20 protein-coding genes are annotated in these 24,338 nt (G+C 73.6%); 11 read left to right on the top strand and 9 right to left on the bottom strand.

Annotated elements, in window-relative coordinates:
- Positions 1 to 94 precede the first annotated feature (94 nt).
- The 3 genes from B085_RS0120365 to B085_RS0120375 all read left to right on the top strand — a co-directional run bounded on the left by B085_RS0120365 (position 95) and on the right by B085_RS0120375 (position 4,912).
- Positions 95 to 820, top strand: a complete 726-nt coding sequence (locus tag B085_RS0120365; protein ID WP_018560428.1) for a response regulator transcription factor — start codon at positions 95 to 97, stop codon at positions 818 to 820.
- Between the two features lie 195 nt (positions 821 to 1,015).
- Positions 1,016 to 3,799, top strand: a complete 2,784-nt coding sequence (locus tag B085_RS43080) for a SpoIIE family protein phosphatase (protein ID WP_018560429.1) — start codon at positions 1,016 to 1,018, stop codon at positions 3,797 to 3,799.
- Positions 3,800 to 3,874: 75 nt separating this feature from the next.
- Positions 3,875 to 4,912, top strand: a complete 1,038-nt coding sequence (locus tag B085_RS0120375; protein WP_018560430.1) for a helix-turn-helix domain-containing protein — start codon at positions 3,875 to 3,877, stop codon at positions 4,910 to 4,912.
- A gap of 67 nt (positions 4,913 to 4,979) precedes the next feature.
- Here B085_RS0120375 and B085_RS43085 read toward each other — a convergent pair whose 3' ends face one another.
- Positions 4,980 to 6,404: a sensor histidine kinase gene (locus B085_RS43085; RefSeq protein WP_018560431.1), complete on the bottom strand. Its 1,425-nt coding sequence runs from the start codon at positions 6,402 to 6,404 to the stop codon at positions 4,980 to 4,982.
- Positions 6,405 to 6,502: 98 nt separating this feature from the next.
- On the opposite strand from B085_RS43085, the gene B085_RS0120385 reads away from it, so the two are divergent.
- A complete protein-coding gene (locus B085_RS0120385) occupies positions 6,503 to 7,447 on the top strand; it encodes a D-2-hydroxyacid dehydrogenase family protein (protein ID WP_018560432.1) in 945 nt (314 codons plus the stop codon).
- A 183-nt stretch (positions 7,448 to 7,630) separates the two neighbouring features.
- Here the strand turns inward: B085_RS0120385 and B085_RS0120390 are convergent, their stop codons facing one another.
- The 5 genes from B085_RS0120390 to B085_RS0120410 form a co-directional block, all read right to left on the bottom strand.
- On the bottom strand, positions 7,631 to 8,260 hold the full coding sequence (locus B085_RS0120390) for an MBL fold metallo-hydrolase (protein ID WP_018560433.1): 630 nt from the start codon (positions 8,258 to 8,260) through the stop codon (positions 7,631 to 7,633).
- Positions 8,260 to 9,345, bottom strand: a complete 1,086-nt coding sequence (locus B085_RS0120395; protein ID WP_018560434.1) for an S-(hydroxymethyl)mycothiol dehydrogenase — start codon at positions 9,343 to 9,345, stop codon at positions 8,260 to 8,262. Before B085_RS0120395 ends, B085_RS0120390 begins: the two co-directional genes overlap by 1 nt.
- Positions 9,346 to 9,549: 204 nt before the next feature.
- Positions 9,550 to 11,853 carry an FtsX-like permease family protein gene (locus tag B085_RS0120400; RefSeq protein ID WP_018560435.1) on the bottom strand — a complete coding sequence of 768 codons (2,304 nt, stop codon included), beginning with the start codon at positions 11,851 to 11,853 and terminating at the stop codon, positions 9,550 to 9,552.
- A gap of 5 nt (positions 11,854 to 11,858) precedes the next feature.
- Positions 11,859 to 12,632: an ABC transporter ATP-binding protein gene (locus tag B085_RS0120405; RefSeq protein WP_026251262.1), complete on the bottom strand. Its 774-nt coding sequence runs from the start codon at positions 12,630 to 12,632 to the stop codon at positions 11,859 to 11,861.
- Complete coding sequence (locus tag B085_RS0120410; protein ID WP_026251263.1) at positions 12,629 to 13,135, bottom strand: PadR family transcriptional regulator; 507 nt, start codon at positions 13,133 to 13,135, stop codon at positions 12,629 to 12,631. The genes B085_RS0120405 and B085_RS0120410 overlap by 4 nt, the downstream gene beginning before the upstream one ends.
- Before the next feature lie 169 nt (positions 13,136 to 13,304).
- Between B085_RS0120410 and B085_RS0120415 the strand changes: the two genes are divergently transcribed.
- The 6 genes from B085_RS0120415 to B085_RS0120440 all read left to right on the top strand — a co-directional run bounded on the left by B085_RS0120415 (position 13,305) and on the right by B085_RS0120440 (position 21,649).
- Entirely contained in the window at positions 13,305 to 14,582 is a 1,278-nt protein-coding gene (locus tag B085_RS0120415; RefSeq protein ID WP_018560438.1) for an ABC transporter substrate-binding protein, read from the top strand.
- Between the two features lie 271 nt (positions 14,583 to 14,853).
- Positions 14,854 to 16,539, top strand: coding sequence for a glycoside hydrolase family 13 protein (locus tag B085_RS0120420; protein ID WP_018560439.1), 1,686 nt, complete (start codon positions 14,854 to 14,856; stop codon positions 16,537 to 16,539).
- 50 nt (positions 16,540 to 16,589) lie between these two features.
- Positions 16,590 to 17,921 carry an ABC transporter substrate-binding protein gene (locus tag B085_RS0120425; protein WP_018560440.1) on the top strand — a complete coding sequence of 444 codons (1,332 nt, stop codon included), beginning with the start codon at positions 16,590 to 16,592 and terminating at the stop codon, positions 17,919 to 17,921.
- Positions 17,922 to 17,930: 9 nt separating this feature from the next.
- The gene (locus tag B085_RS0120430) at positions 17,931 to 19,283 is read left to right on the top strand and encodes a carbohydrate ABC transporter permease (RefSeq protein WP_018560441.1); all 1,353 of its coding nucleotides are present in this window, start codon (positions 17,931 to 17,933) and stop codon (positions 19,281 to 19,283) included.
- Positions 19,284 to 19,375: 92 nt separating this feature from the next.
- Complete coding sequence (locus B085_RS0120435) at positions 19,376 to 20,206, top strand: carbohydrate ABC transporter permease (RefSeq protein ID WP_026251264.1); 831 nt, start codon at positions 19,376 to 19,378, stop codon at positions 20,204 to 20,206.
- 171 nt (positions 20,207 to 20,377) lie between these two features.
- Positions 20,378 to 21,649, top strand: coding sequence for an alpha-L-fucosidase (locus tag B085_RS0120440; protein ID WP_018560443.1), 1,272 nt, complete (start codon positions 20,378 to 20,380; stop codon positions 21,647 to 21,649).
- A gap of 181 nt (positions 21,650 to 21,830) precedes the next feature.
- On the opposite strand, the gene B085_RS0120445 is transcribed toward B085_RS0120440, so the two are convergent.
- Both B085_RS0120445 and B085_RS0120450 read right to left on the bottom strand, forming a co-directional pair.
- Positions 21,831 to 22,907 carry an adenosine deaminase gene (locus B085_RS0120445; RefSeq protein ID WP_018560444.1) on the bottom strand — a complete coding sequence of 359 codons (1,077 nt, stop codon included), beginning with the start codon at positions 22,905 to 22,907 and terminating at the stop codon, positions 21,831 to 21,833.
- Entirely contained in the window at positions 22,904 to 23,332 is a 429-nt protein-coding gene (locus tag B085_RS0120450; RefSeq protein WP_018560445.1) for a VOC family protein, read from the bottom strand. The genes B085_RS0120445 and B085_RS0120450 overlap by 4 nt, the downstream gene beginning before the upstream one ends.
- A gap of 339 nt (positions 23,333 to 23,671) precedes the next feature.
- On the opposite strand from B085_RS0120450, the gene B085_RS0120455 reads away from it, so the two are divergent.
- Complete coding sequence (locus B085_RS0120455) at positions 23,672 to 24,076, top strand: DUF3592 domain-containing protein (RefSeq protein ID WP_018560446.1); 405 nt, start codon at positions 23,672 to 23,674, stop codon at positions 24,074 to 24,076.
- On the opposite strand, the gene B085_RS0120460 is transcribed toward B085_RS0120455, so the two are convergent.
- The coding region (locus B085_RS0120460; protein ID WP_018560447.1) for an ATP-binding cassette domain-containing protein at positions 24,063 to 24,338 on the bottom strand (276 nt) is incomplete at its 5' end. The genes B085_RS0120455 and B085_RS0120460 overlap by 14 nt on opposite strands.

Consider the following 24,338-nt stretch of genomic DNA (forward strand, 5'->3'; position numbering starts at 1 on the left):
TTCAGTCGAATGACATAATCCGTTCCTCTTCTGCACGCACGACAACGGTGCACGACAGCGGCCGGGATCCGGCCCGGAGGAAGTGACTCCCGGCATGAACGTGACCATTTCCGCCCAGCAGCCCCGTGTGCTGGTCGTGGAGGACGAGGCGAGCATCGCCTCGATGCTCGCGGTGGCGCTGCAGTTCCTGGGCTTCGACGTGGTCACCGCCGGCACCGGCGGCGAGGCGGTGAAAGCGGCCGCCGAGCGCGCGGCCGACGTGATCCTGCTCGACGTGGGACTGCCCGACCTCGACGGTTTCGAGGTCTGCCGCAGGCTCCGGGCCGCCCGGGTCGACGCGCCCGTCCTCTTCCTCACGGCCCGGGACGCGGTGGAGGACAAGATCAGGGGCCTGGCGCTGGGCGGCGACGACTACGTCACCAAGCCCTTCGACATCAACGAGGTCGCGGCCCGGGTGAACGCCCTGCTGCGCCGGGGCCGGGTCCCCGAGCCCGCCGGGCGCCGGCTGCGCGCGGGCTGGGTCGAGCTCGACGCGGACACCCACGAGGTGTGGCGGCACGGCCGGCCCGTCCAGGTCTCGGCGACCGAGTTCGCGCTGCTGCGCTTCCTGCTGGAGAACCCGGACCGGGTGGTCTCCAGGGGCCAGATCCTCGACGCCGTGTGGAGCTGCGGCTTCCAGGGCGAGTCCGGGATCGTGGAGACGTACATCTACTACCTGCGACGGAAGCTCGGCGACACCGACCAGTCGCTCATCCGCACCGTACGGGGGGCGGGCTACCTGGTCCGGGCCGCGCAGCCGGGCGATACGGCTTCGCGCTGACGGTCCCCGCGCGCGGCGCTATCTTGGCTTCGGAGGAAGAGCCGACGAGAAGAGGGCGAGATCCCGAACGAAGCCGCCGCCCAGGAGCCTGAAGCGCCGCTCGAGCAGCCGGGAGCGGAGCGGCTCCGGCTGCTCCGGTCCTCGGGCGACGACCAGGGCGAGCGCGAGGCGCTGCGACTGGGGCTGCAGCAGGCCGTGGCGGCGCTGAACGGCTTGGGCGGACTGGTCCACCTGCGCGGGCAGGAGGCCCGGGGCGGAGTGCCGCTGCGCCTGGCCGCGAGCAGCGGTCTGCCCCGGAACCTCACCCGCGGCTGGCTCTTCCTCCCCCCGCAGGACGGCACGGCGCCCGGGCGTGCGACGACGGACGGCGAACCGGTGTGGCTGCCCGCCACGGAGACGACCCCCGGCCCGCTGCCCGGCGGCTCCGGGCTCGCCGCCGTACCGCTCCCCGGCCCCGACGGCCCGCTCGGCGCGCTCTCGGTGGTGACCGCGGACGCCGTGCCGCCGGCCCCCGGCGAATGGGGGCTGCTGCGGGCGATCGCCGCGTGGGTGTCGGAGCGGCTGGGCCGGACGGCGGCCGTCGAGTCGCGCGAACGCTGGCGCCTGGCGGAGGGCGCTTCCGGCGCCCGGGCCCGGGAGACCCCTTCCGACGTGGGCATCGGCACCTGGGAGTGGAACGTCCGCACCGGCGAGGCCTACCTGGACGAGACCGCGCGCTCCGTCTTCGGGATGTCCCCGCAGATGTACGACGGGCGCTTGGAGACGTGGGTGGAGCTGGTCCACCCCGAGGACCTGCCCTGGGTGATCGCCGACGCCGAGGAGGCCGCCCGGGCGGCCGGCGGCTTCGCCTGGGAGTACCGGGTCCGCCGGCCCGACGGGGGTTTCCGCTGGGTGCAGGCCCGCGGCCGCAGTGTGCTCGGTGCGGACGGCAAGGCGGTGCGGCTGGCCGGTGTGCTGTGGGACAGCACCGAGACCCGGGTGGCGATGGACGCCGCCGGCCGCGCCCTGCGGCACATGACCGACGGTTTCCTGGCGGTCGACGACGACGGCCGCATAGCCTTCGCCAACCCGCAGGCCGAACGGCTGCTCGGCGCGCGGCGTCCGCCGGTCGGCAAGGTGCTGTGGGACCTGCCCGGCGTGCGCGAATCGGAGCTCGAGGCCCACTGCCGCCGGGCGGCCGAAGAGGACGCGACCGTCAGCGCGGACATCGAGTGGAACGGCGGCGAGCGCCGCTACCACCTGCGGGTCATGCCGGTGCCCGACGGCCTGACCCTGTACCTCACCGACGTCACCGAGCAGCGGCTGGCGGAGGAGGCCCGCGCCGCCGCCGACCGCGCCGCCGCCGACCGCGCCGCGCACATCGGCCGGCTCACCACCGCCCTCGCCGAGGCCGTCACCGTCAGGGACGTCGTCTCCGCGGCCGCCGACCGGGTACTTCCCCTGTTCGACGCCACCGGGCTGATCATCAAGACACTGGAGGGCGACCTGCTGCGCGTGGTCGGCTTCGTCGGCTACCCCCCGGGCATGATGGAGCGCCTCAGCCGGACCCGTCTCAGCGAGGGCAGCCCCAGCACCGACGCCATCCGCGAGCGCGTGCCCCGCTACATCACCTCGGCGAAGGAGTTCCACGAGGCGTACCCGCATCGCGTCCGCTTCCAGGAGTGGTCCCAGAAGCACGCCTGGGCCTTCCTCCCGCTGATCGTCTCCGGGAAGGCGGTCGGGTCCTGCGTCGTCTCCTTCTCCGAGCCGCGCCCCTTCAGCGAGGAGGAGCGCACCCTGCTGACCGCGCTCAGCGGGCTGGTCGCCCAGGCCCTGGAGCGTGCCCGGCTGTACGACGCCGAGCACGGCCGGGCGCAGGAGCTGCAGCGCGGTCTGCTGCCGCGCGTCCTGCCCGAACTGCCCGCGGTCAGCGCCGCGGCGCGCTACCTGCCCGCCGTAGAGGGGACGACGGTCGGCGGGGACTGGTACGACGTCATCCCACTGTCAGCCGACCGGGTCGCGCTGGTCATCGGCGACGTGATGGGGCACGGCATCTCCGAGGCCGTCACGATGGGCCGGCTGCGCACCGCGGTACACACGTTCGCCGGTCTCGAACTGCCCCCCGACGAGCTGCTCGCGCACCTCAACGACCTGGTCAGCGACCTCGGGGACGACTTCTACGCGACCTGTCTCTACGCCGTGTACGACCCCGCGAACCGCACCCTCACCTTCTCCCGGGCCGGGCATCCGCCGCCCGCGCTGGTGCTGCCCGACGGCACCGTGCACTTCGCCGGTCACTCGCCGGACGCCCCGCTCGGCGCGGCCACACCGCCGTTCGCGACCGCGGAGCTGGAGATCCCCGAGGGCAGTCTGCTGGTGCTCTACACGGACGGCCTCGTCGAGTCCTCCCGCCGGGACATCGACACCGGTATGGCCGGGCTGGCGAAGGCCCTCACCGGCGCGCAGGCCGCGGCGCCCGAGCGGCCCGCGGACGGCCGCCGGGGCGAGGTCGAGCGGCTCGGCAGGCTCTGCGAGGAGGTCGCCGCGGCCCTCGACCCCCACCAGCAGCACGCCGCGGACGACGCCGCCCTGCTCATCGCCCGCACACACGCCCTGGCACCCGACGACGTCGCCACCTGGTCGCTGCCCGAGGACCCGCTCTCCGCGGGTCAGGCGCGCGAGCACGTGCGCCGCCGGCTGGACGCCTGGGGCCTGGAGGAACTGGTCATGACCACCGAGCTGATCGCCAGCGAGCTGGTCGGCAACGTGGTCCGGCACGCCCGGGGCCCCATCGGCCTGCGGCTGATCCGCAGCCGCACCCTCGTCTGCGAGGTGTCGGACGGCAGCCTCAGCACCCCCCGGATCCGGCACGCCGGCGACACCGACGAGGGTGGCCGCGGGCTGCAACTGGTGGCCGCGCTCTGCCAGCGCTGGGGCACCCGCTACGTATCCGGCGGCAAGTGCATCTGGACCGAGCAGTCGATCCCCGAACCGCCGTGACGTCCGGCGATACCCAGCGCCAACTCTGATCGGGCTTTGATGTGACTCTGATACTCCGGTGCTTGGCTTGCGCGCATGACCACCCACGCACCGGTGTCCACGGGCCTGGATTCCTGTCTTGACCTGGGGTTCACCGACTCCGGCGGAGGCGAGCCCCCGCTGCGCCGGGAGCTGTTCGCCGCCCTCATCGAGGTCGTCTCCGGCTCGGGGCGGTGGAGCGAGCAGACCGCCGCGCGGATCCGCGGCGAGGGGGTCGCCTGGGCGGCGCGGGGCGGATCGGTGAGCGCGCTGCGGGACGCCGTCCAGGAGACGACGGAGCACATCCTGGTCTCCAGCGGGCACACGGCGGCCGGCACCGCCGACGGCCCACGCGACGAGTTCGCGCGGCGCCTGGCGGACGCCGCGCGCCGCGTGGCCCGGGAGCTGAACCGGGGCTTCTTCGCCCAGCCCGGGCGGGAGGCCCCCGCCTCGGTCCCGGAACCGCCTCGGCCCGGTCCGTCCTGCGCCCCGCCCGCCTACGCCGTGATCGCGCTGCGCGCGGCCGGTCGTCCCCTGGGCGAGGTCGAGGCGGTGGCCCGCGCCCACAGCGGCCGCGAGACGGCCGTGCTCACCTCGGCGCGCGGGCTGTACGTGCTCGCCCTCTCTCCGCGCCCCGAGCAGTCCCTCGACCTGGCGGGCCGCATCCACCGGGACCTCGGCGGGACGGCCCGGCTCGCGGTGCACTGGAAGCCGTACAACGAGGTGACGGCCGGTCAGCTGCTGGTGGACGACATCTGCGCGGTGGTGGACGCGCTCGGCTTCGGCCCGGGTGTCTACCAGCTGGACGACGTCCTGGTCGAGTACGCGGCCGCGCAGACGCCCGACATCGCGCAGCGGCTGGTCGGCATGGTGCAGCCGGTCCTGGACGACCGGGTGCTGAGGGAGACGCTGAGCGCGGTGATCTCCGCCGACGGCGACGCCGACCTGGCGTGCGAGCTGCTCACGCTCCGCCGCACGTTCTTCGACCGCCGGCTGCGGCGTGTCGAGGAGCTGACCGGCCGGCGCGTCGACGGCCCGCGAGACCTGCAGGTGCTGCGCACGGCCGTGGCCGTCGCCGCGATCATGCGGCAGTGAGCGCCGGACCCGCCCCCGTGCGGGGTGACCGGTCCCGCGCGCCCGGGCGGCGGCCCCGGCATCGCCGTCAGGCCGGCGTGAGCGCCGGCAGCCGCACCCGGAACCACGCACCCGACTCCGAGGCCTCCACCCGCACCGACCCCGAATGCGCCGCGGCGATCGCGGCGACGATGCTCAGGCCCAGGCCGCTGCCGGGGGCGGGGGTGCCGTCGCGGAGGGCGGGGCGGGCCGGGCCGCCGCCCGCGCGGAAGAACCGCTCGAAGACCCGCTCGCGCAGTTCCTCGGGTATCCCGGGGCCGCCGTCGACGACGTCGACGATCTGCTCGTCGCCCTCGCGGCCGACCCGTACCTCGGCGGGGACGTCGTGCGCGGTGTGCGCGACGACGTTGGCCAGCAGGTTGGTGACCACCTGGCGGAGCCGGTCGGGGTCTCCGGTCACCACATGCGGCCCGGGTTCCACGACGAGGGTCACCGGGCGGTCGGGGGCGGTGACGCGGGCGTCGGCCACGGCGTCGGCGCAGAGTTCGGCCAGGTCCACGGGGCGGCACTCGAGGGGGCGGCCCTGGTCGAGGCGGGCGAGCAGCAGCAGCTCGTCCACGAGGACGGACATCCTGCGGGTCTCGTTCTGCACCCGGCGCATGGCGTCGTCGAGGCGGGCCGGGTCGTCGAGGGCGCCGAAGCGCACCAGTTGCGCGTAGCCGCCGATCGCGGTGAGCGAGGTGCGCAGTTCGTGGCTGGCGGCGCCGACGAAGTCGCGCAGCTGCTCCTCGGCCTTGCGGCGGCGGTTGAACTCCTCGTCGACGCGGCCGAGCATCGCGTTGAAGGCGTCGGCCAGCGCCTCCACCTCGGCCGTCGACACCGGGGCGGAGACCCGTTGCGAGGGTGCGCCCTCGGCGGCGAAGCGGCGGGCGGTGGCGGTGATCTCCTTGAGCGGCGAGATGGTGCGGCGGCTGAAGTAGAGGGCGCCGAGCACGACGCCGGCGATCAGGGGCGCGCCCGAGGCGGCCTCGATGACCACGAGGTTGTGGACGGTGGCGGTGTCGTCCGCGGTGGACTCGGCGATCACCAGGAAGCCGCCGTCGGGCAGTTTCTCCACGACCGCCCGCATCGGGGCCGGGCCGACCGCCCCCGCCCGCCCGGTGGTCGCCATGCGGTCGAGGTCGGCGCCGGACAGCCGGATGACGGCCCGCTCCACCATCGCGCCGGACTCGCGCTGCACGACCCTGCCGATGGCGTCGGTGAGCAGCACCACGGCGGTCGCCCCGGCGGGTTCGAGGTCGGAGCTGGTCTCCAGCTCGTCCAGGCGGTCCTGGCGGATGGAGGCGAGCTGCTGGTCCAGCCGGTTCCGCAGGCCTTCGGCGAGGGCACGGGCGGCGTAGACGTCCGCTGCCGCGACACCGATCGTGGTGATCGCCAGGAAGCCGAGCGCGAGGCGCCAGTACAGCGAGCGGGGCCACCAGCGCAGCCGGCGCCGTCTGCCGGGTGTCTCCACGTGCCCGCCCCTCGTTCGGTTCCGGCCGCTTTCCGAGCAGATACTAGGACAGGCCCCGGACCCATCCGTGCGACCGATCGAGCCGAGGAGACCGCACCATGCGCATCGCCGTCCTGGACGACTATCAGAAGGCGGCGCACCGGTTCGCCGACTGGGACGCGCTGGGCGCGGAGGTGGTGTTCCTCCACGACCACGTAGCCGGCACGGCCGAGCTGGCGCGGGCGCTGGACGGCTTCGACGTGGTGGTCGCGATGCGCGAGCGCACCCCCTTCACCGAGGAGCGCTTCGCCGCGCTGCCGGCGCTGCGGCTGCTGGTGACCACGGGGATGGCGAACGCGTCCGTCGACCTGGACGCCGCCCGGCGGCACGGTGTGACGGTGTGCGGCACGGAGAGCGTCCCGCACGCCACGGCCGAGCTGACCTGGGGGCTCATCCTGTCCCTGGTCCGCCACATCCCCGGGGAGACGGCCGGGATGCGGCGCGGCGAGTGGCAGCACACGATCGGCGGCGACCTGCACGGCAGGACGCTCGGCGTGGTGGGCCTGGGCCGGCTGGGCGCGCGGGTCGCCGGGATCGGCACCGCTTTCGGGATGCACGTCCTGGCGTGGAGCACCAACCTCGACCCGGAGCACGCCGCCGCGTGCGGCGCGCGGGCGGTCGGCAGGCGGGAGCTGTTCTCCCGCTCCGACGTCGTCACCGTGCACTACAAGCTCAGCGAGCGCAGCACCGGTCTGATCGGCGCCGAGGAGCTGGGCTGGATGAAGCCCACCGCGCTGCTGGTCAACACCTCGCGCGGGCCGCTCGTCGACACCCCCGCGCTGGTCGCCGCGCTGAGAGAGCGCCGGATCGCCGGTGCGGCGCTGGATGTGTACGACACCGAGCCGCTGCCTGCCGGGGACGTCCTGCGGACCCTGCCGGGCACTCTGCTCACCCCGCACCTGGGCTACGTCACGGAGGCGACGTACGAGGTGTTCTACCGGCAGGCGGTGGAGGACATCGCCGCGTTCCGCGACGGCGCGCCGCTGCGGGTGCTGCCGGCCTGAGCGCCGGGCGCGCCGGGGTGCGTTCCCGGTCCGCCGGACCGGCCGCTCCTCGGCGCGGCCCCGCCGCCCCGGTGCTGACCGCGCGCGACCACGTCCCCGTGCGGTCGTTCTCACCGCCGCCGAGGCCCGCGGGGGCCGGTGCCGTCGGGCTCCGGTCCCCGCGGGTGCGGCGACTACCGGGGCTCAGTGGCCGCGGGCGATCCACTCGTCCAGATGCGGGGCCTCGGCCCCGATGGTGGTGCTGTCGCCGTGGCCGGTACGGACGACCGTCTCCGGCGGCAGGGTCAGCAGCCGGTCGCGGATGGAGCCGACGATGGTCGGGAAGTCCGAGAAGGACCGCCCCGTGGCGCCCGGGCCGCCCTGGAAGAGGGTGTCGCCGGTGAAGACGGTGCCGAGGCCGGGCGCGTACAGGCAGACGGCGCCCGGCGCGTGTCCGGGGGTGTGCAGCACCGTGAGCTCGGTGCCCGCCACCGCGATGACCTGACCATCCGTCAGTTCACCGTCCGGGGCGCGCTCGGGGTGGGTCTGCTTCCACAGCGGCAGGTCGTCGCCGTGCAGCAGGATCGGCGCCCCGGTGCGCGCCGCGAGCGCGGGCGCGGCGTCGATGTGGTCGTTGTGGGCGTGGGTGCTGACGATCGCGACCAGGCGGCGGCCGCCCAGCGCCGCGGCGATGGCGTCGGCGTCGTGGGCGGCGTCGATGACGATCGCCTCGGTGTCGTCGCCGACGATCCAGACGTTGTTGTCGACGTCCCAGGTGCCGCCGTCCAGCGAGAAGGTGCCCGAGGTGACGAGGTGGTCGATGCGGGCGGCCATCAGAGGACCACCACCGAGCGCAGCACGTCGCCGTGGTGCATCCGCTCGAACGCCTTCTCCACCTCGTCCAGGGCGATGGTCTCCGTCACGAAGGTGTCCAGGTCCAGCCGGCCCTGCAGGTGGAGGTCGATGAGCATGGGGAAGTCGCGGGAGGGCAGGCAGTCGCCGTACCAGGAGGACTTCAGCGCGCCGCCGCGGCCGAACACGTCCAGCAGCGGCAGTTCCAGCTTCATCTCCGGCGTGGGCACGCCGACCAGGACGACGGTGCCGGCCAGGTCGCGTGCGTAGAAGGCCTGCTTGTACGTCTCGGGGCGGCCGACCGCCTCGATGACGACGTCGGCGCCGAAGCCGCCGGTCAGCTCGCGGACCGCCTCGACGGGGTCGGTCTCCTTGGAGTTGACGGTGTGGGTGGCGCCGAGCTTCTTCGCCGTCTCCAGCTTCCGCGGGTCGATGTCCACCGCGATGATCTTCGCGGCGCCGGCCAGCCGGGCACCGGCGATCGCCGCGTCGCCGACGCCGCCGCAACCGATCACGGCGACGGAGTCGCCGCGGCCGACGTTGCCGGTGTTGATGGCCGCGCCGATGCCCGCCATGACACCGCAGCCGAGCAGCCCGGCGACGGCCGGGGAGACGGACGGGTCCACCTTGGTGCACTGTCCGGCGTGGACGAGGGTCTTCTCGGCGAAGGCCCCGATGCCGAGGGCCGGGGAGAGCTCGGTGCCGTCCAGCAGGGTCATCTTCTGTTTGGCGTTGTGCGTGTTGAAGCAGTACCAGGGGCGTCCGCGCAGACAGGCGCGGCACTGTCCGCACACGGCACGCCAGTTCAGGACGACGAAGTCGCCGGGGGCGACGTCGGTGACGCCCTCGCCGACCGACTCCACGACGCCTGCGGCCTCGTGGCCGAGGAGGAAGGGGAAGTCGTCGTTGATGCCGCCTTCGCGGTAGTGCAGGTCGGTGTGGCAGACCCCGCAGGCCTGGATCCGCACCAGCGCCTCCCCGGGCCCCGGGTCGGGCACGACGATCGTTTCCAGGCTGACGGGGGAACCCTTCTCCCGGGCGACGACGGCACGGACCTGATGGGCCATGGGGTACTCCTCGGCTGGTACGGATCCCTGAGGCGGGCGTTTCTCATTACGGCACATTGCGCACGTGCCGCAACGCAAGCATCGACGACGGCCGACAGAGCGGTCAAGGACCGCGCAGCCGGGCCGGCCGGCCTGCCTCATTCTTACCGAGGATCATGCCCGGCGGCGCTGTTCGGCGGCGTACCGCGTCCGGTGTCTTCCCCTTCACTGCGCGTTGAGCAGCATCCGCGGGTTGCGGTCCCCCGCCGCGCGCGAGGCGGGCAGGACGGAGACGGCCACCGCCACCGCGACGCACACGCCGGCGATCAGGAACAACACGGTCACGGGCGGCGACTGGGCGATGCCCGCGCCGACGCCGCTGGAGCCGCCCTGCAGGTCGATCAGCCAGTCGGAGGCGAACACCCCCGCGGTGACGCCCACGACGGCGGCGGCCAGGACGACCAGGCCGACGCCGGTGACGACGGTCGCCACGCTCTGCTGGGGCGTCAGGCCCACGGCGCGGTAGGCGCGCATGTCGCGGGCGTGGTCGCGGATGCCGCTGCCGACGGCCGTGGACAGTTCGGCCAGGGCGATCAGCGCGAGCACGCTGACCAGCCCGATGATCACGCCGCGCACCGGGGAGAGCTCGGCGCCGGGGTCCGCGACCTCGCGCACCTCCAGGGCGCCGTGCGACGCCTCGGTGAGGGCACCTCGGACCGCCGCGCGGTCGGCGCCCGGACGCAGCGTCAGGCTGTAGTACGAGGGCCGGACGGAGGCGTCCTGGGCCCGCAGGACGTCGAGCGGGGCGGAGATGACACGTCCCCCGTGCCCGGTCTCGATGCTGCGGCCGACGATGTGCAGGATGTGCGGGGTCCCGCCGACGGTGACCCGGACCCAGTGGCCGACCTCGATGTGGAGCAGGTCGAGCAGGCCCTGCCCGGCGAGGGCCTCGTCGGGGCCGGCGGGAGCGCGGCCCTCGGCGACGGCGAAGGGATAGGGGTCGGCGGTGGTGCCGATCCCCCGCAGGGTGAAGGACTGCGACTGGACCGGGACCAGCGCGGGGAGTTCCACGCCCGGGTGGGCCGCGGCGATCTCGGGCCGGTCCGCGAGCAGTCGCCGGACCGCGTCGTCGGTGAGGCCGTTGGGGCGGGCGGTGAGCGCGCCTGCCTGGCCGAGCTGTTCCGGATGGTGCTCGAAGCGGTCGAGGGTGGCCCAGGTGCCCAGCGCCACGGTGATCATCAGGATCGGCAGCGCGAGCCGGGCCACGGCGGCCGCGGAGCGAGCCGGGCGGTGCAGCACGCCACGGCAGCCGAGGACCAGCGCGGGCGGGGTGCCCAGGCGCAGTGCGGCCCGGACGGCGCCGGACATCCTGCGGCGGCCCGGAACGGCCCCCCGCCCGGCGGGGATCGGCGGCACCCGGCCGGCCCGCCAGGCGGCGAGCACCGTGGCCAGGGCGATGACCAGCACGGTCGCCGCGGCCGTGCCGGGGAGCGCCCAGGTGTGCTGAGGCAGTCCCTGCCACAGCCCCATGGCGTCCCCCATCGGCCCGGGGATGCCCGGCGCGAACGTCTCCGCGGCCACCGATCCGATCAGCACGCCCGCGGTGGCCAGCACCGCGTGCTGTACGAGGAACATCCGGACCACCTGGGCCGGGGTGAAGCCCACCGCCTTCAGGACGGAGATGTCGCGGACGTAGGCCAGCACGCGGGTGGCGATGCCCCCGGTCACCGCGATCGCCGCGGCCAGCAGGGCGGCCAGCCCGAACAGGCCGAGCAGCAGCCCGAGAAGGTGGTTGTCGCCCTCGGCGTCGGCGCGCGCCTCCCGCCAGGTGGCGACGCCGATGACGCGGTCCGGACCGACGGCGTCGACGGCGCGCTGGACGACGAAGTCGGTGTCCGCCGGATCCTCCAGCCGCAGTCCCACGGTCTGCCCCGCCCGCGCAGGGCCGGTGGCGAGGCTGCTCACCAGGGCGGGCGACGCCCAGGCGACCCCCGGGGTGTCGCCCGGGGCGTAGAGCGGTTCGGCGGTACCGGCGACGCCGACCACACGGACGGAGCTCGGCAGCCCGTCGCGGATCACGCTGATCTCGTCCCCCGGTTCGGCCCACAGCGCCGACGCCACGGACCGCTCCAGCACGATGCCGTCGTTCGCGTCGCCCCGCAGCCAGCGCCCGCGGTCGATCAGCGGCCGGCCCACCTGCGGCGGGCTCGCGCCCGCGGCCCGCAGGTCGACGGCGGCCTTCTCCCGGCCGTGCTGCGCGGTGACGGTGAGGGTGCGGAAGGGCCCGGTGACCGTCACCCCGCCGATCCGGGACAGTGCGGTGGTGTCGGCGGTGCCGTCCGTGCGCAGCCAGACGTGGGCGCCCTCGGTGGCGGTGAACATCCGCTGCCAGGGGTTGGCCGCGTACAGCAGCAGGGCGACGGAGATGAGCAGCGCCGCGGTGATGCCGGCGGTGGCCAGGACGATGGACAGGGCCTGGCCCCGGTGCGTGCGCAGATCGGCGAGGGCCCAGCGGACGGTGGCGCGCACGGCGGTCAGCCCTGCAGCTTCACGACGTCGGCGGCGGCGCGGGAGGGACGCGAGGTGCGGGGCACGGCGTCGAGGGTGATGTCGTCGACGACCTCGCCGTCGAAGAGGCTGATCACCCGGTCCGCGGCGCTGGCCACCTTGGCGTCGTGTGTGACGAGCAGGATGGTCTGCCCGCGTTCGTGGCAGCGGGTCAGCAGCCGCAGCACCTCCCGGGTGCCCTTGCTGTCGAGGCTGCCGGTGGGCTCGTCGGCCAGCAGCAGGGCCGGACGGTTGACCAGGGCCCTGGCGAGGGCGACCCGCTGCTGCTCGCCGCCGGACAGGTCGGCGGGTGTGCTGTCCTCCTTGCCCGTCAGCCCGAGTTCGGCCAGCAGCTCCTGGCGGGCGGCGCGCACCTGGCGGGGGGAGCGGCCGGCGAGCAGGGCGGGCAGCTCGATGTTGTCCGCGACGGTCAGGGTGGAGACGAGGTTGAAGAACTGGAAGACGATGCCGACGCCGCGCCGGCGCAGCACCGCCCAGCGCGCCTCGCTGAGCTGGTCGACCCGCTGCCCGTCCAGCCATATCCGACCCCGGTCGGGTCGTTCGAGGCCGCCGAGCAGGTGCAGCAGGGTGGACTTGCCGGCGCCGGAGGGACCGGTGACGGCGACGAACTCGCCCGGCCGCACCTCCAGATCGACCCCGCGCACGGCCCGGACGTCGCCGCCGTCCACGCGGTGCGTCTTGACCAGGCCCTCGACCCGGAGCATGTGCGGCGCCGCGGGTGGCGGCTCGGCCCTTCTCATTCCAGCTCCTCCTGGCAGCGTTCCAGCCAGTCGAGGTCCGCCTGCAGGTGCAGCGTCGCGCCCTCGATCAGCAGCTGCGCGATGGTGTCGTCCCGGTCCTCCCCCGCGGCGAGCCGGGACATGGCCCGCATGAGGTTGAGGTAGTGGCGGCGCTGCTTGTTGATCAGGGAGACCTGGTCGGCCATGCCGGTGGCCGGGGCGAGGGCGAGCTTCATGAAGAACTCGTCGCGCACCCGCGGCTCGCTGGACGGCTCGTCGAACCAGGCGGCGACCGCCTCCCGCCCGGCGTCGGTGAGTTCGTAGATCCGCTTGTTGGGCCGGCCGGACTGGGTGACGTCCTCGCCCCGGATCAGTCCCGACTTCTCCAGGCGCGCCAGCGTCACATAGATCTGGCCGATGTTCGGCTGAGGATAGGCAGCGCCGAAGAGCTTCTCAAGTGCCGTCTTGAGCTCGTAACCGTGGGCTGGGCCCTTGGCGAGGAGTGCCATGAGAGGAAGGCGCACGCTCGTCCTGCCTCCTCCCCGGCTACCTGCTTGTCAGGGGCCGCTCACCAGCCCGATCATCGGTGAGCAGGCCATCTTGCCGCAGTGGCTAGTATCGCGCATGTCCAACAGGTATACATGTCCCTTCGGACGACGACGCCGTCGCCGGAAGCGGGACCTGGAGGATCGTATGCGCTGGGCGCGGGTCGCGGGCAGGACCCTGCTCGTCTCTGCCCTGCTGCTGACCGGCTACGCCTCCGCGGGGGCCCGTGCCGCCGACGGCCCGCCCGGCACGACGGGCCGCGGCCCGGTGACCCTGGCGACCGGCCGCGACCTGACCGGCTATCTGCAGCACGTGCTGGACGGCTGGAACCGCGCCCACCCCCTGGAGAAGGCGACGCTCGTCGAACTGCCCGAGGCTGCCGACGAGGTGCGTGCGCAGATGGCCGACAGCCTGCGCTCCGGCAGCGACCGCTTCGACGTGCTCAACATCGACGTGGCCTGGACATCGGAGTTCGCCGGCGCGGGCTGGATCGCGCCGGTCGACCCGCGCGGCCTGCCGATGGACCGGCTGCTGGACTCGGTGAAGGGGACCGCCACGTTTCGCGGACGGCTGTACGCGGTCCCGTACGTCACCAACGCCGGGCTGCTCTACTACCGCAGGGACATCCTCGACCGCGAGCACCTTCAACCGCCGCGCACCTGGGCGGAGCTGGAACGCCAGGCGAAGACCCTCGCCCCGAAGTACCGGATCGGCGGCTACGCCGGGCAGTTTTTGCCGTACGAGGGCCTGACGGTCAACGTGACCGAGGCCGTGCAGTCGGCCGGGGGCGGCATCCTCGGCGGCGAGGGCAGCCGGGTCACCGTGGACTCCGCCGCCGCCCGGGAGGGACTGGGCTTCCTGGTGCGCGGGGTGCGCGAGGGCTGGATCCCGCGCGAGGCGCTGCGCTTCAAGGAGGAGGAGTCCCGGCGGGCCTTCCAGGACGGCCGGCTGCTCTTCCTGCGCAACTGGCCGTACGTGTACGACCTCGCGTCGGCACCGGACTCGCGGGTCGCGGGACGCTTCGCGGCGGTGCCGCTGCCCGGCCCGGGCGGGCCGGGGGCGGGCGTGCTGGGCGGGTCCAACCTCGCGGTCAACGCGCACTCGCGGCATCCCCGGACGGCCGCCGACCTGATGGCCTACATGACGGGTGAGTCCGTGCAGCGGCAGGTGCTCACCGAGGGCTCGCTGCCGCCGGTGTGGGCCGACCTGTACCGGGACCCGGGGCTGGTGCGCCGCTACCCGTACCTGCCGGTGCTGGAACAGAGCCTCAAGGCGGCCAGGCCCCGTCCCAAGAGCGCCCGTTACGAGCAGGTGAGTCTGGCGGTGGCGGCGGTGAGCCGGGACGCGCTGGCGCTGCACACCACGCCGGACGAGGCCGTGGCGCGGCTGGACCGCGAGTTGCGGGAGATCGTGCGGGACCGCTGACCGTGCGGGACCGCTGACCCGCGGCACTGCCGGCGGGCGCCACGCCCCCACTCCCATACTTACATGTTAGGTATCAGTGGAGACCCGTACCAGGGTTCCGGAACGCCGCAGCCGTCACCTGTTTCCACACAAACCACCCCAGTAAGCGCCAACTGTTGGCAGCTCCGTTGACACCTTCCTTACATGTCTACTTAACATGCATGCATAACGAGCCACCCCGCGCGGCGTGCTGTCGTGTACGTCCGCGCGCCCGCAGTCAGGATGGTGACGGGTGTTCACTGCCCCTCTGGAGGACGGTTCCTCCACCGCCGCCGCCCCTTCCCCCGCCCTCACCTCCGTCCGCCCCTGGTGGCGCGACGCGGTGGTCTACCAGGTCTACGTGCGCAGCTTCCTGGACAGCACCGGCGACGGTGTCGGGGATCTGGCCGGCGTCCGGGCGGGCCTGCCCTACCTGCGCAAGCTGGGCGTCGACGGGCTGTGGCTGAGCCCCTTCTACCCCTCGCCGCAGCACGACCACGGCTACGACGTCTCCGACTACACGGCCGTCGACCCGCTCTACGGCGACCTCGCCGAGTTCGACCGCCTCGTGGCCGACGCGCACCGGCTGGGCCTGCGCACCGTCGTCGACGTCGTGCCCAACCACTGCTCCGCCGCCCACCCCTGGTTCCGCGAGGCGCTCGCGGAAGGCCCGGACGGCCCGGCCCGGTCGCTGTTCCACTTCGCCGACGGACGCGGCGAGCACGGCGAACTGCCGCCCAACAACTGGCGCGCGATGTTCGGCGGCCCCGCGTGGTCCCGGGTCACCGAACCGGACGGCAGGCCCGGCCAGTGGTACCTGCACCTGTTCACCCCGGAGCAGCCCGACCTCAACTGGCGCGACCCGCGGGTGGGCGAGTACTTCGAGCACGTGCTGCGCTTCTGGCTCGACCGGGGCGTCGACGGCTTCCGCATCGACGTGGCGGCGGGCCTGTTCAAGCACCCCGCCCTCCCCGACTCCCCCGACCCCGCGGCGGACGAGCGCACCCGCGACTCCGTGAACCCGCTGGCATGGAACCGTCCCGAGGTGCACGGGGTGTGGCGGCGGTGGCGCGCGATCTGCGAGGAGTACACCGCCCGCGACGGACGCGAACGCCTCCTGGTCGGCGAGGTGTCCGTCCCCACCCCGGCCGAACAGGCCGACTACGTCCGCCCCGACGAGCTCCACCAGGCCTTCTTCTTCCACCTGCTGGGCGCGCCCTGGAACGCGGCGGCGTTCCGCACGGCCGTCGCCGAGGCACTGCGCGACATCGCCGGGACCGGGTCCACCGTCACCTGGGTGCTCAACAACCACGACCAGGTCAGGACCGTCACCCGGTACGCGGGCGGCCCCACCGGGCACTTCGGTGCCGCCCGGGCGCGCGCCGCCGCGCTGCTGATGCTGGCGCTGCCCGGGGCCGCGTACGTCTACCAGGGCGAGGAACTGGGGCTGCCGGAGGTCGTCGACCTGCCGGACGAGGTGCTGACCGACCCGATCTTCCGGCGCACCGGCAGCCGCCGGTTCGTCCGGGACGGCTGCCGGGTGCCGCTGCCCTGGTCGGGCCATGTCTCGCCGTTCGGCTTCACCGCCGAGGGCAGCACGGCCCGGCCCTGGCTGCCGCAGCCGGACTGGTTCGCCGAGCACAGCGCCGACCGCGCGCTGCTGGACACCGGTTCCTTCTGGCACCTGTACCGGGAGGCGCTCGGTCTGCGCGCCCGGCTGCCGCAGCTCGGCGAGGGGACCCTGCGCTGGCTGGAGGCACCTCCCGGGGTGCTCGCCTTCGTCCGCGGCGAGGGCCTGGTCTGCGCCGTCAACTTCGGCGACGAGCCGGTCCCCGCCCCCGTGCCGGGACAGCCGCTGCTGTCCAGCACCCCCTGCCCGCCCGGGGTCCTCCCCGGCAACGCCGCCGCCTGGTGGGTCCACGACCCGGCGCTCAGCTGACCGTTCCGCACCACCGCATCGCTCCACCCCATCGAAAGGGACACCATCCGATGAAGCGCACCCTCGTCGCGGCCACCGCCCTGTGCGGTCTGGCCCTCGCGACCACCGCCTGCGGCGGCGACACCAAGGCCGCCTCCGACTCCGGCCCGGCGGCCGGCGACCAGAAGCTCAAGGGCCAGACCGTGACCGTCGCGGCCGTCTGGACCGGCGTCGAGCAGCAGAACTTCCAGAAGGTCCTGGACGGCTTCACCGCCAAGACCGGGGCGAAGGTGGCGTACGTCTCCACCGGCGACAACTTCGCCACCGTCCTGGGCAGCAAGATCGAGGGCGGCGACTCACCCGACGTCGCGATGGTGCCGCAGCCGGGCGTGCTCAAGGAGTTCGCGGGCAAGGGCTGGCTCCAGCCGCTCTCCCCGGACGTCAAGGGCGCCGCGGAGAAGAACTACGCCAAGATCTGGCAGACCTTCGGCACGGTCGACGGTACCTACTACGGCCTGTACTTCAAGACCTCCGACAAGTCGACGGTCTGGTACAGCCCGCAGGCACTGGAGACCGCCGGCGTGCAGCCGCCCAAGACGTTCGCGGAGATGCTGGACGCCGCCCGCGCCGTCTCCGACTCGGGCCTGCCCGCCTTCGCCGTCGGCGGCGCCGACGGCTGGACGCTCACCGACTGGTTCGAGAACGTCTACCTCTCCCAGGCCGGCCCGGAGAACTACGACAAGCTGACCCGGCACGAGATCCCCTGGACCGACCCCACCGTCGTCAAGGCGCTCACCAGCTTGTCCCAGCTCTTCGGCGAGGACGACCTGCTCGCGGGCGGCCGCAAGGGTGCCCTGGCCACCAGCTTCCCGGACTCCGTCGCGCACGTCTTCGGCAAGAGCCCCAAGGCCGGCCTGGTCTACGAGGGCGACTTCGTCGGCGGGGTCATCTCCGGCGACCTCGGCGGCAAGGTCGGCGAGGACGCCAAGTTCTTCCCCTTCCCCTCGGTCGACGGCGGCCCGGCACCGGTGGTCGGCGGCGGCGAGGCCGCGGTGGCGCTGAAGTCCGGCAAGAACGCCAAGGCGGCCATGGAGCTGATCGCCTACCTGGCCACCCCGGAGGCGGCGGGGATCTGGGCGAAGGCTGGCGGCTTCCTCTCCCCCAACACCAAGCTGGACCCGGCCTCCTACGCGGACGACACCCTGCGCACGGCCGCCAAGTCGCTGGTCGACGCCGGTGACACGGTGCGCTTCGACATGTCCGACCAGACCCCGCCCGCCTTCGGCGGCACGCCCGGCAAGGGCGAGTGGAAGATACTGCAGGACTTCCTGCGCGACCCGTCGAACCCGAAGGCCACCGCGGCGCGGCTCGAGGCCGCGGCCGCCAAGGCGTACAAGGGCTGAGGCCGGGTCATGTCCGCCCTCACCCGCAAGGTGCCGTCCGCTCCGGCGGGCGGCACCGCCCCGGCCGCCGTCCGGCGGCGTTCGCGCCGGGCCCGCGTCACCGCGATCGCCTTCGCGCTCCCGGCGCTCGTCCTGCTCGGCGCCCTCGTCGGCTACCCCATCCTCTTCTCGGTCGGCCGCAGCCTGTTCGACGCCGGCGGCGACCGCTTCGTGGGCCTGGACAACTACCAGGAGATGTTCACCGACCCCGCCAGTCTCAAGGCGGTCCGCAACACGGCGATCTGGGTCGTGGCCGCGCCGGCGGTGCTCACCGGCGTCGGCCTGGTCCTCGCCGTGCTCACCGAGAAGATCCGCTGGGCCACCGCCTTCAAGCTGCTGATCTTCATGCCGATGGCCGTCTCCTTCCTCGCCGCAGGCATCACCTTCCGTCTGGTGTACGACCAGGACCCGCAACGCGGCGTCATGAACGCGGTCGCCGTCGCCGTCCACGACACCTTCAACAACTCCTCCGCCTACCCCGGTGCCCGCCCGCGCGGCACGGAGGTGATGAAGGAGTCGGGCAACGGCGGCTTCCAGGCGGTCGCGCAGGTGGAACCGGGCAAGGCCGTCACGCTGGGCCTGGTCGGCCTGCCGCCCGCGTCCCTTCCGGAGCAGGCCCGTCCGGCGGCGCCCGCGCCGGTTTCCGACGACGCGGTGACGGGTGTGGTCTACCTGGACTTCGTCCCGGGCGGCGGGGGCACGCCCGGCGCCGTGGACCCCCAGGAACGCGGCCTGCCGCGGATGGCGGTCGAACTGACCAAGGGCGGCGAGGTCGTCGCCACCGCGACCACGGGGGACGACGGTTCCTTCCGCTTCCCGGACGCCGGTGACGGGCCGTACGGCGTGCGGCTGCCCCCGAAGAACTTCGCGGAGCCGTACGCCGGCATCGACTGGCTCGGCCCGACGCTGGCCACCCCGGCGATCATCGGCGCCTACCTGTGGATCTGGACCGGCTTCTCGATGGTCCTGATCGGCGCCGGGCTGGCCTCGCTGCCGCGCGAGACGCTGGAGGCCGCCCGGATGGACGGCGCGAGCGAGTGGCAGATCTTCCGCAGGATCACCGTGCCCCTGCTGGCGCCCGTGCTGGGGGTCGTCTTCGTGACGTTGGTGATCAACGTGATGAAGGTCTTCGACCTCGTCTACATCATCGCGCCGGGCTCGGTGCAGGAAGAGGCCAACGTCCTGGCGCTGCAGATGTGGCTGGTCTCCTTCGGCGGCGGCAACAACCAGGGCCTGGGCAGCGCGATCGGCGTCGTCCTGCTGCTGCTGGTGCTGCCCGTCATGGCCCTCAACATCCGACGCTTCCGCAGGAGCAACCGATGACCGTGCAGACCGCCGCTCCGCGTCCCGCTCCGCCCGCCCCGCCGGGCGGCCCGGCCGACCGGGCACCCGGACGTCCCTCCCCGGCGGCACGGCTGGTCGCGGTGCTGCGCGGCGGGCTCGTCCAGGTGCTGCTGACGGTCGTCGCGCTGATCTGGCTCACCCCGACGGCCGGGCTGTTCGTCTCCTCGCTGCGCGACGCCGACGACAACGCCGGATCCGGCTGGTGGACCGCGCTGCTCCACCCGGGCTCGCTGACCTTCGACAACTACTCGGCGATCCTCGGCGACAGCGGGATCACCCAGGCGCTCTGGAACACCGTACTGATCTCGGTGCCCGCCACGGCCGCCGTCGTGGTCCTCGCCGCGCTGGCCGGATACGCCTTCGCCTGGCTGGAGTTCCCCGGGCGGGACTGGGTCTTCCTGGTGGTCGTCGGCATGCTCGTGGTGCCCGTGCAGATCGGACTGCTGCCGGTGGCCCGGCTGTTCGGCGCGGTCGGACTGTTCGGCACGACCGCGGGCGTGGTCCTCTTCCACGTGGCGTACGGGCTGCCGTTCGCGATCTTCCTGCTGCGCAACTACTTCGCCGAGATCCCGCGCGAGATGCTGGAGGCCGCCCGGATGGACGGCGGCACCGAGTGGACGATCTTCCGGAAGCTGGTACTGCCGGTCGGCCGTCCGGCGATCGCGAGCCTGGCCATCTTCCAGTTCCTGTGGGTCTGGAACGACATGCTGGTCGCGCTGATCTTCGCGGGCAGCGACGCGCAGCCGCTCACGGTCGCCCTGCAGTCCCAGATGCGGCAGTTCGGCGCCAACATCGACGTGCTGGCTCCGGGCGCGTTCCTGTCGCTGATCGTACCGCTGGTCGTCTTCTTCGCCTTCCAGCGCCACTTCGTGGAGGGGGTCATGGCCGGATCGGTGAAGTAGGCCGGTGATCCAGCGGCCGGGGCACCGCGAGCGAGAGCGGGTGCGGCGATACATCGGATGTCTTTCTTGTCAGTCACCCCGATCCCCCATAGGGTCGGGGCGGAGGACAGGACTCCTCCGATGTATCTCCGCACCCGCTCTCCCTCCCGATCCCCCGAGGACCCGTCAGCCATGCCCCTGCAGCCGTGGTTCGCCGACGCCAAGCTCGGCATCTTCGTCCACTACGGGATCTACGCGGTCGACGGCGTGCCCGAGTCCTGGGCCTTCTACAACGGCGACGTACCCCACGAGCGGTACATGCGCCAGCTCGACGGTTTCACCGCCGCCCACTACGACCCCCGGGCGTGGGCCCGGCTCTTCGCACGCGCCGGCGCCCGGTACGCGGTGCTGACCGCCCGGCACCACGACGGCGTCGCCCTGTGGGACACCGCGCAGGGCGACCTGTCGGTCGTCCGGCGCACCCCGGCGGGGCGCGACCTGGTCGCCCCGTACGCGCGGGCACTGCGCGAACAGGGCCTCAGAGTCGGGCTGTACTACTCCCACTCGGACTGGAACCACCCGGACTACCCCAGCGTCGTCCACCCCGCCCCGCCGCTGGAGGACGTGCTGACGAGCCGCTTCGTCACCCCGGCCGACGGCAAGGAGGACCCGGCCGCCTGGAAGCGGTACCTCGCCTACCGCGACGCGCAGGTCGGGGAGCTGGTCGACCGTTTCCGCCCCGACCTGCTGTGGTTCGACGGCGAGTGGGAGCGCAGCGAGGAGCAGTGGGGCCTGGACGCCCTGGCCGCGCGGATCCTCGCCGGGAACCCGGAGACGGTCCTCAACGCGCGCATGCTCAGCCACGGCGACTACGCCACACCCGAGCAGGGCATCCCCGTCGAACCGCCGTCCGGTCCGTGGGAGCTGTGCCTGACCGTCAACGACTCCTGGGGCTTCCGGCACGACGACCACCGCCACAAGTCGGTGCGCCGGCTCGTCCGCTACTTCACCGAGACGATCGGCGCGGGCGGCAACCTGCTGCTGGACGTCGGCCCCCGCGAGGACGGCACCATCACGCCGGAGCAGACCGCGCGCCTGGAGGGTCTCGGCGACTGGATCCGCGCCCACGCCGACGCCGTGTACGGCACCGTCGCAGGCCTGCCGGCCGGGCACCACTACGGCCCCAGCACCCTGTCCGCCGACCGCCGCACCCTCTACCTGGTGTGCTTCGACATCCCTCGCGAGGCGGTCGCGGTACGCGGACTGCGCAACCGCCTCCGCCGCGTCTCGGTGGTCGGCAGCGGCGCCGAACTGGCCCACCACGTGACCGGCGGGCTCCACGAGGTCCCCGGGGTCACCTGGATCGACGCCCCCTCCCCCGACGCCCTGGACCCCTGGGCCACCGTCCTCGCCCTCGAACTCGACGGCGAACTCGACCTCTACCGCGGCACGGGCCGCGCCTGAGGGAGTCCACGGGACGAAGGCGAGGAACACGTTGCCGCGTCCGCGCGGCCGTCCTCCGGACGGGGTCGTCTCCATCGGCGCCTCCGGCATGGCACCTGGCCCGCGCCGGACGGCGCGGGCGCGGTCGGCGCACGTGGGTACCGGGCCGGGAGCCGAGCCGGCCCGGTACCTCCATCGTCGGTCAGCGGCCCGCGCCGAGCACCGTCTCGTAGCCCGGCAGGGCGACGTCGCGGATGATCGCGTTCCGCTCGTCGAAGGGGAGGAAGGCGCTCTTGAGCGCGTTGACGGTGACCTCGCGCAGGTCCTCCGCCGTCCAGCCCGCCTCGGTGACGAGCCGTTCCATCTCCCGGGTCATGGTGGTCGCCGAGACCAGGCGGTTGTCGGTGTTGAGGGTGACGCGGAAGCCGAGGTCGCGCAGGAGCGTGATGGGGTGCGCGGCGATGGAGTCCGCGGCGCCCGTCTGGAGGTTGGACGTCGGGCAGACCTCCAGCGCGATGCGGCGGTCGCGTATCCAGCCCGCGAGGCGGCCGACCTTGCCGTCCACGATGTCCTCGGTGAGGCGGACGCCGTGGCCGATCCGCAGCGCGCCGCAGACCTGCACCGCCTGGTGGATGCTGGGCAGGCCGTGGGCCTCGCCCGCGTGGATGGTGAAGGGCATGTTCTCGCGGCGCAGGTACTCGAAGGCGGCGAGGTGGTCGGCGGGCGGGAAGCCGTCCTCGGCCCCCGCGATGTCGAAGCCGACGACGCCCGCGTCGCGGTGGGCGACGGCGAGGCCGGCCACCTCGCGGCTGCGGTCGGTCATGCGCATCGCGCACAGCAGGGTCCCCACGCGGACCGGGGTGCCCGCGGCGGCGGCCTTCGCCATGCCGGCGGCCAGGCCCTCCTGCACGGTCCCGACGACCTCGGCGAGGGTGAGGCCGCGGTGCACCAGCAGCTCGGGGGCGTAGCGCACCTCCCCGTAGACGACGCCGTCGGCGGCGAGGTCCAGCACGTACTCCTCCGCGACGCGCAGCAGGCCCTCGCGCGTGCCCATCACGGCGATGGTGTGCTCGAAGGTGGCGATGTAGCGGACCAGGTCGCCGGAGCTGGCCGCGTCGTAGTACCAGGCGGCCAGCTCTCCGGGGTCGGTGGCGGGCAGCGCGTGGCCGATCCCGGCGGCCAGTTCGACCAGGGTGGCCGGGCGCAGGCCGCCGTCCAGGTGGTCGTGGAGGACGGCCTTGGGGAGCCGGCGTATCAGGTCGGTGTCGAGGGCGGTCACGCGGTGCGCTCCTGGTCGTGGTCGGTGGGGGCGGTGGCGGCGGGCTGGAGGAGGTCCCAGCGGTTCCCGTAGGGGTCCTGGAAGACGACGACCGAGCCGTACGCCTCGTGGCGGGGCTCCTCCAGGAAGGTCACCCCCGCGGCACTCATCCGCGCGTGGTCGCCCGCGAAGTCCTCGGTGTGCAGGAAGAAGCCGACCCGTCCCCCGGTCTGGTCGCCGACCCGCGAGAGTTCCGCGTCGTTCTTGGCGCGGGCGAGCAGCAGCCCGCTGCCGGCGGCGGCGCCGGCCGGGCGCACGACGACCCAGCGGCTCCCACCGGGGCGCGGCTCGTCCTCGACGAGCTCAAAACCGAGGGCGCCGGTGTAGAAGGCGATGGCCTCGTCGTAGTCGGGGACGACGAGAGTGACCAGGGCGATACGGGACATGCGCGAACGTTATACGTAACACCACGATCCGGGCAAGGCGCCCCCACCCGGCCCCGACGCGGCGTCCGGGGCCGGCACCGGCAGCACGCGGTGCCGCCGGGCGAGACGGGGTCCGGCCGAGGGTCACCGCCGCCGGCGCGACCTGGTCGGCCGGACCGGCGGACGGGCTCGTACGGCCCTCGTCGCGCAGGGCCGAACTCCCTCTCCCCTACGGCCTGGTGCTTCCCGTAAATTGCTGTCATGGGGGCAGCGGGCGCAGGTGACGGACCGGTGCGAGACGGCCGGCGAAGGCAGAAACACGGCTGCGGCGAGAGTCCCGTCACGGGTTCCGCCCACCCCATGGCGCTCTTCCTGGCCGGTGCGGTGTTCCTCGTCGCGGGTGTGTGGCTGCTGACCGCGGCGGCCAGGGACACCCTGTCCGTGCGCCACGGCGTGCACACGGTGGGAACCGTCCGCGAGGCCCGCGGCGACGGCCGGCTGTGGGTGACGTTCACCGTGGCGGGCGCCGAGGTCACCCACCCGCTGCCGCCGGGCACCAACCGCCGCCAGGCCGGCCACGGGGACCGGCTCCCGATCGTCTACCGGGCCGACCGTCCCGAGCGGGTTGTGGCCCGCCGTGACGTCGGGCACGGGCCGCTGCTGTTCTGGTCGGGGTTCACGGCGGTGGGTCTCGTCCTGGTCGGCTGGTCCGGCCTGGCGCTGCACCGCGCCGCCGCTCGGCGCGGAGGTGTCAGTCGGTGGTGAGGATGTGGCCGTCGCGCAGTTCCAGGACGCGGTCGGCGAGGGCGAGGAGTTGGGGGTCGTGGGTGGCGACGAGGGCGGTGACGCCTTCGCTGTGGACGACGGCGCGCAGGAGTTCCATGACGGCGCGGCCGGTGTCGGCGTCGAGTTGGCCGGTGGGTTCGTCGGCGATGATCAGGGCGGGCCGGTTGGCCAGGGCGCGGGCGATGGCCACGCGTTGCTGCTGGCCGCCGGACATCTCGCCGGGGCGCTGGCCGGCGTGGCC

The organism is Streptomyces sp. BoleA5 (genome assembly GCF_000373665.1).
Classification (GTDB): Bacteria; Actinomycetota; Actinomycetes; order Streptomycetales; family Streptomycetaceae; genus Actinacidiphila.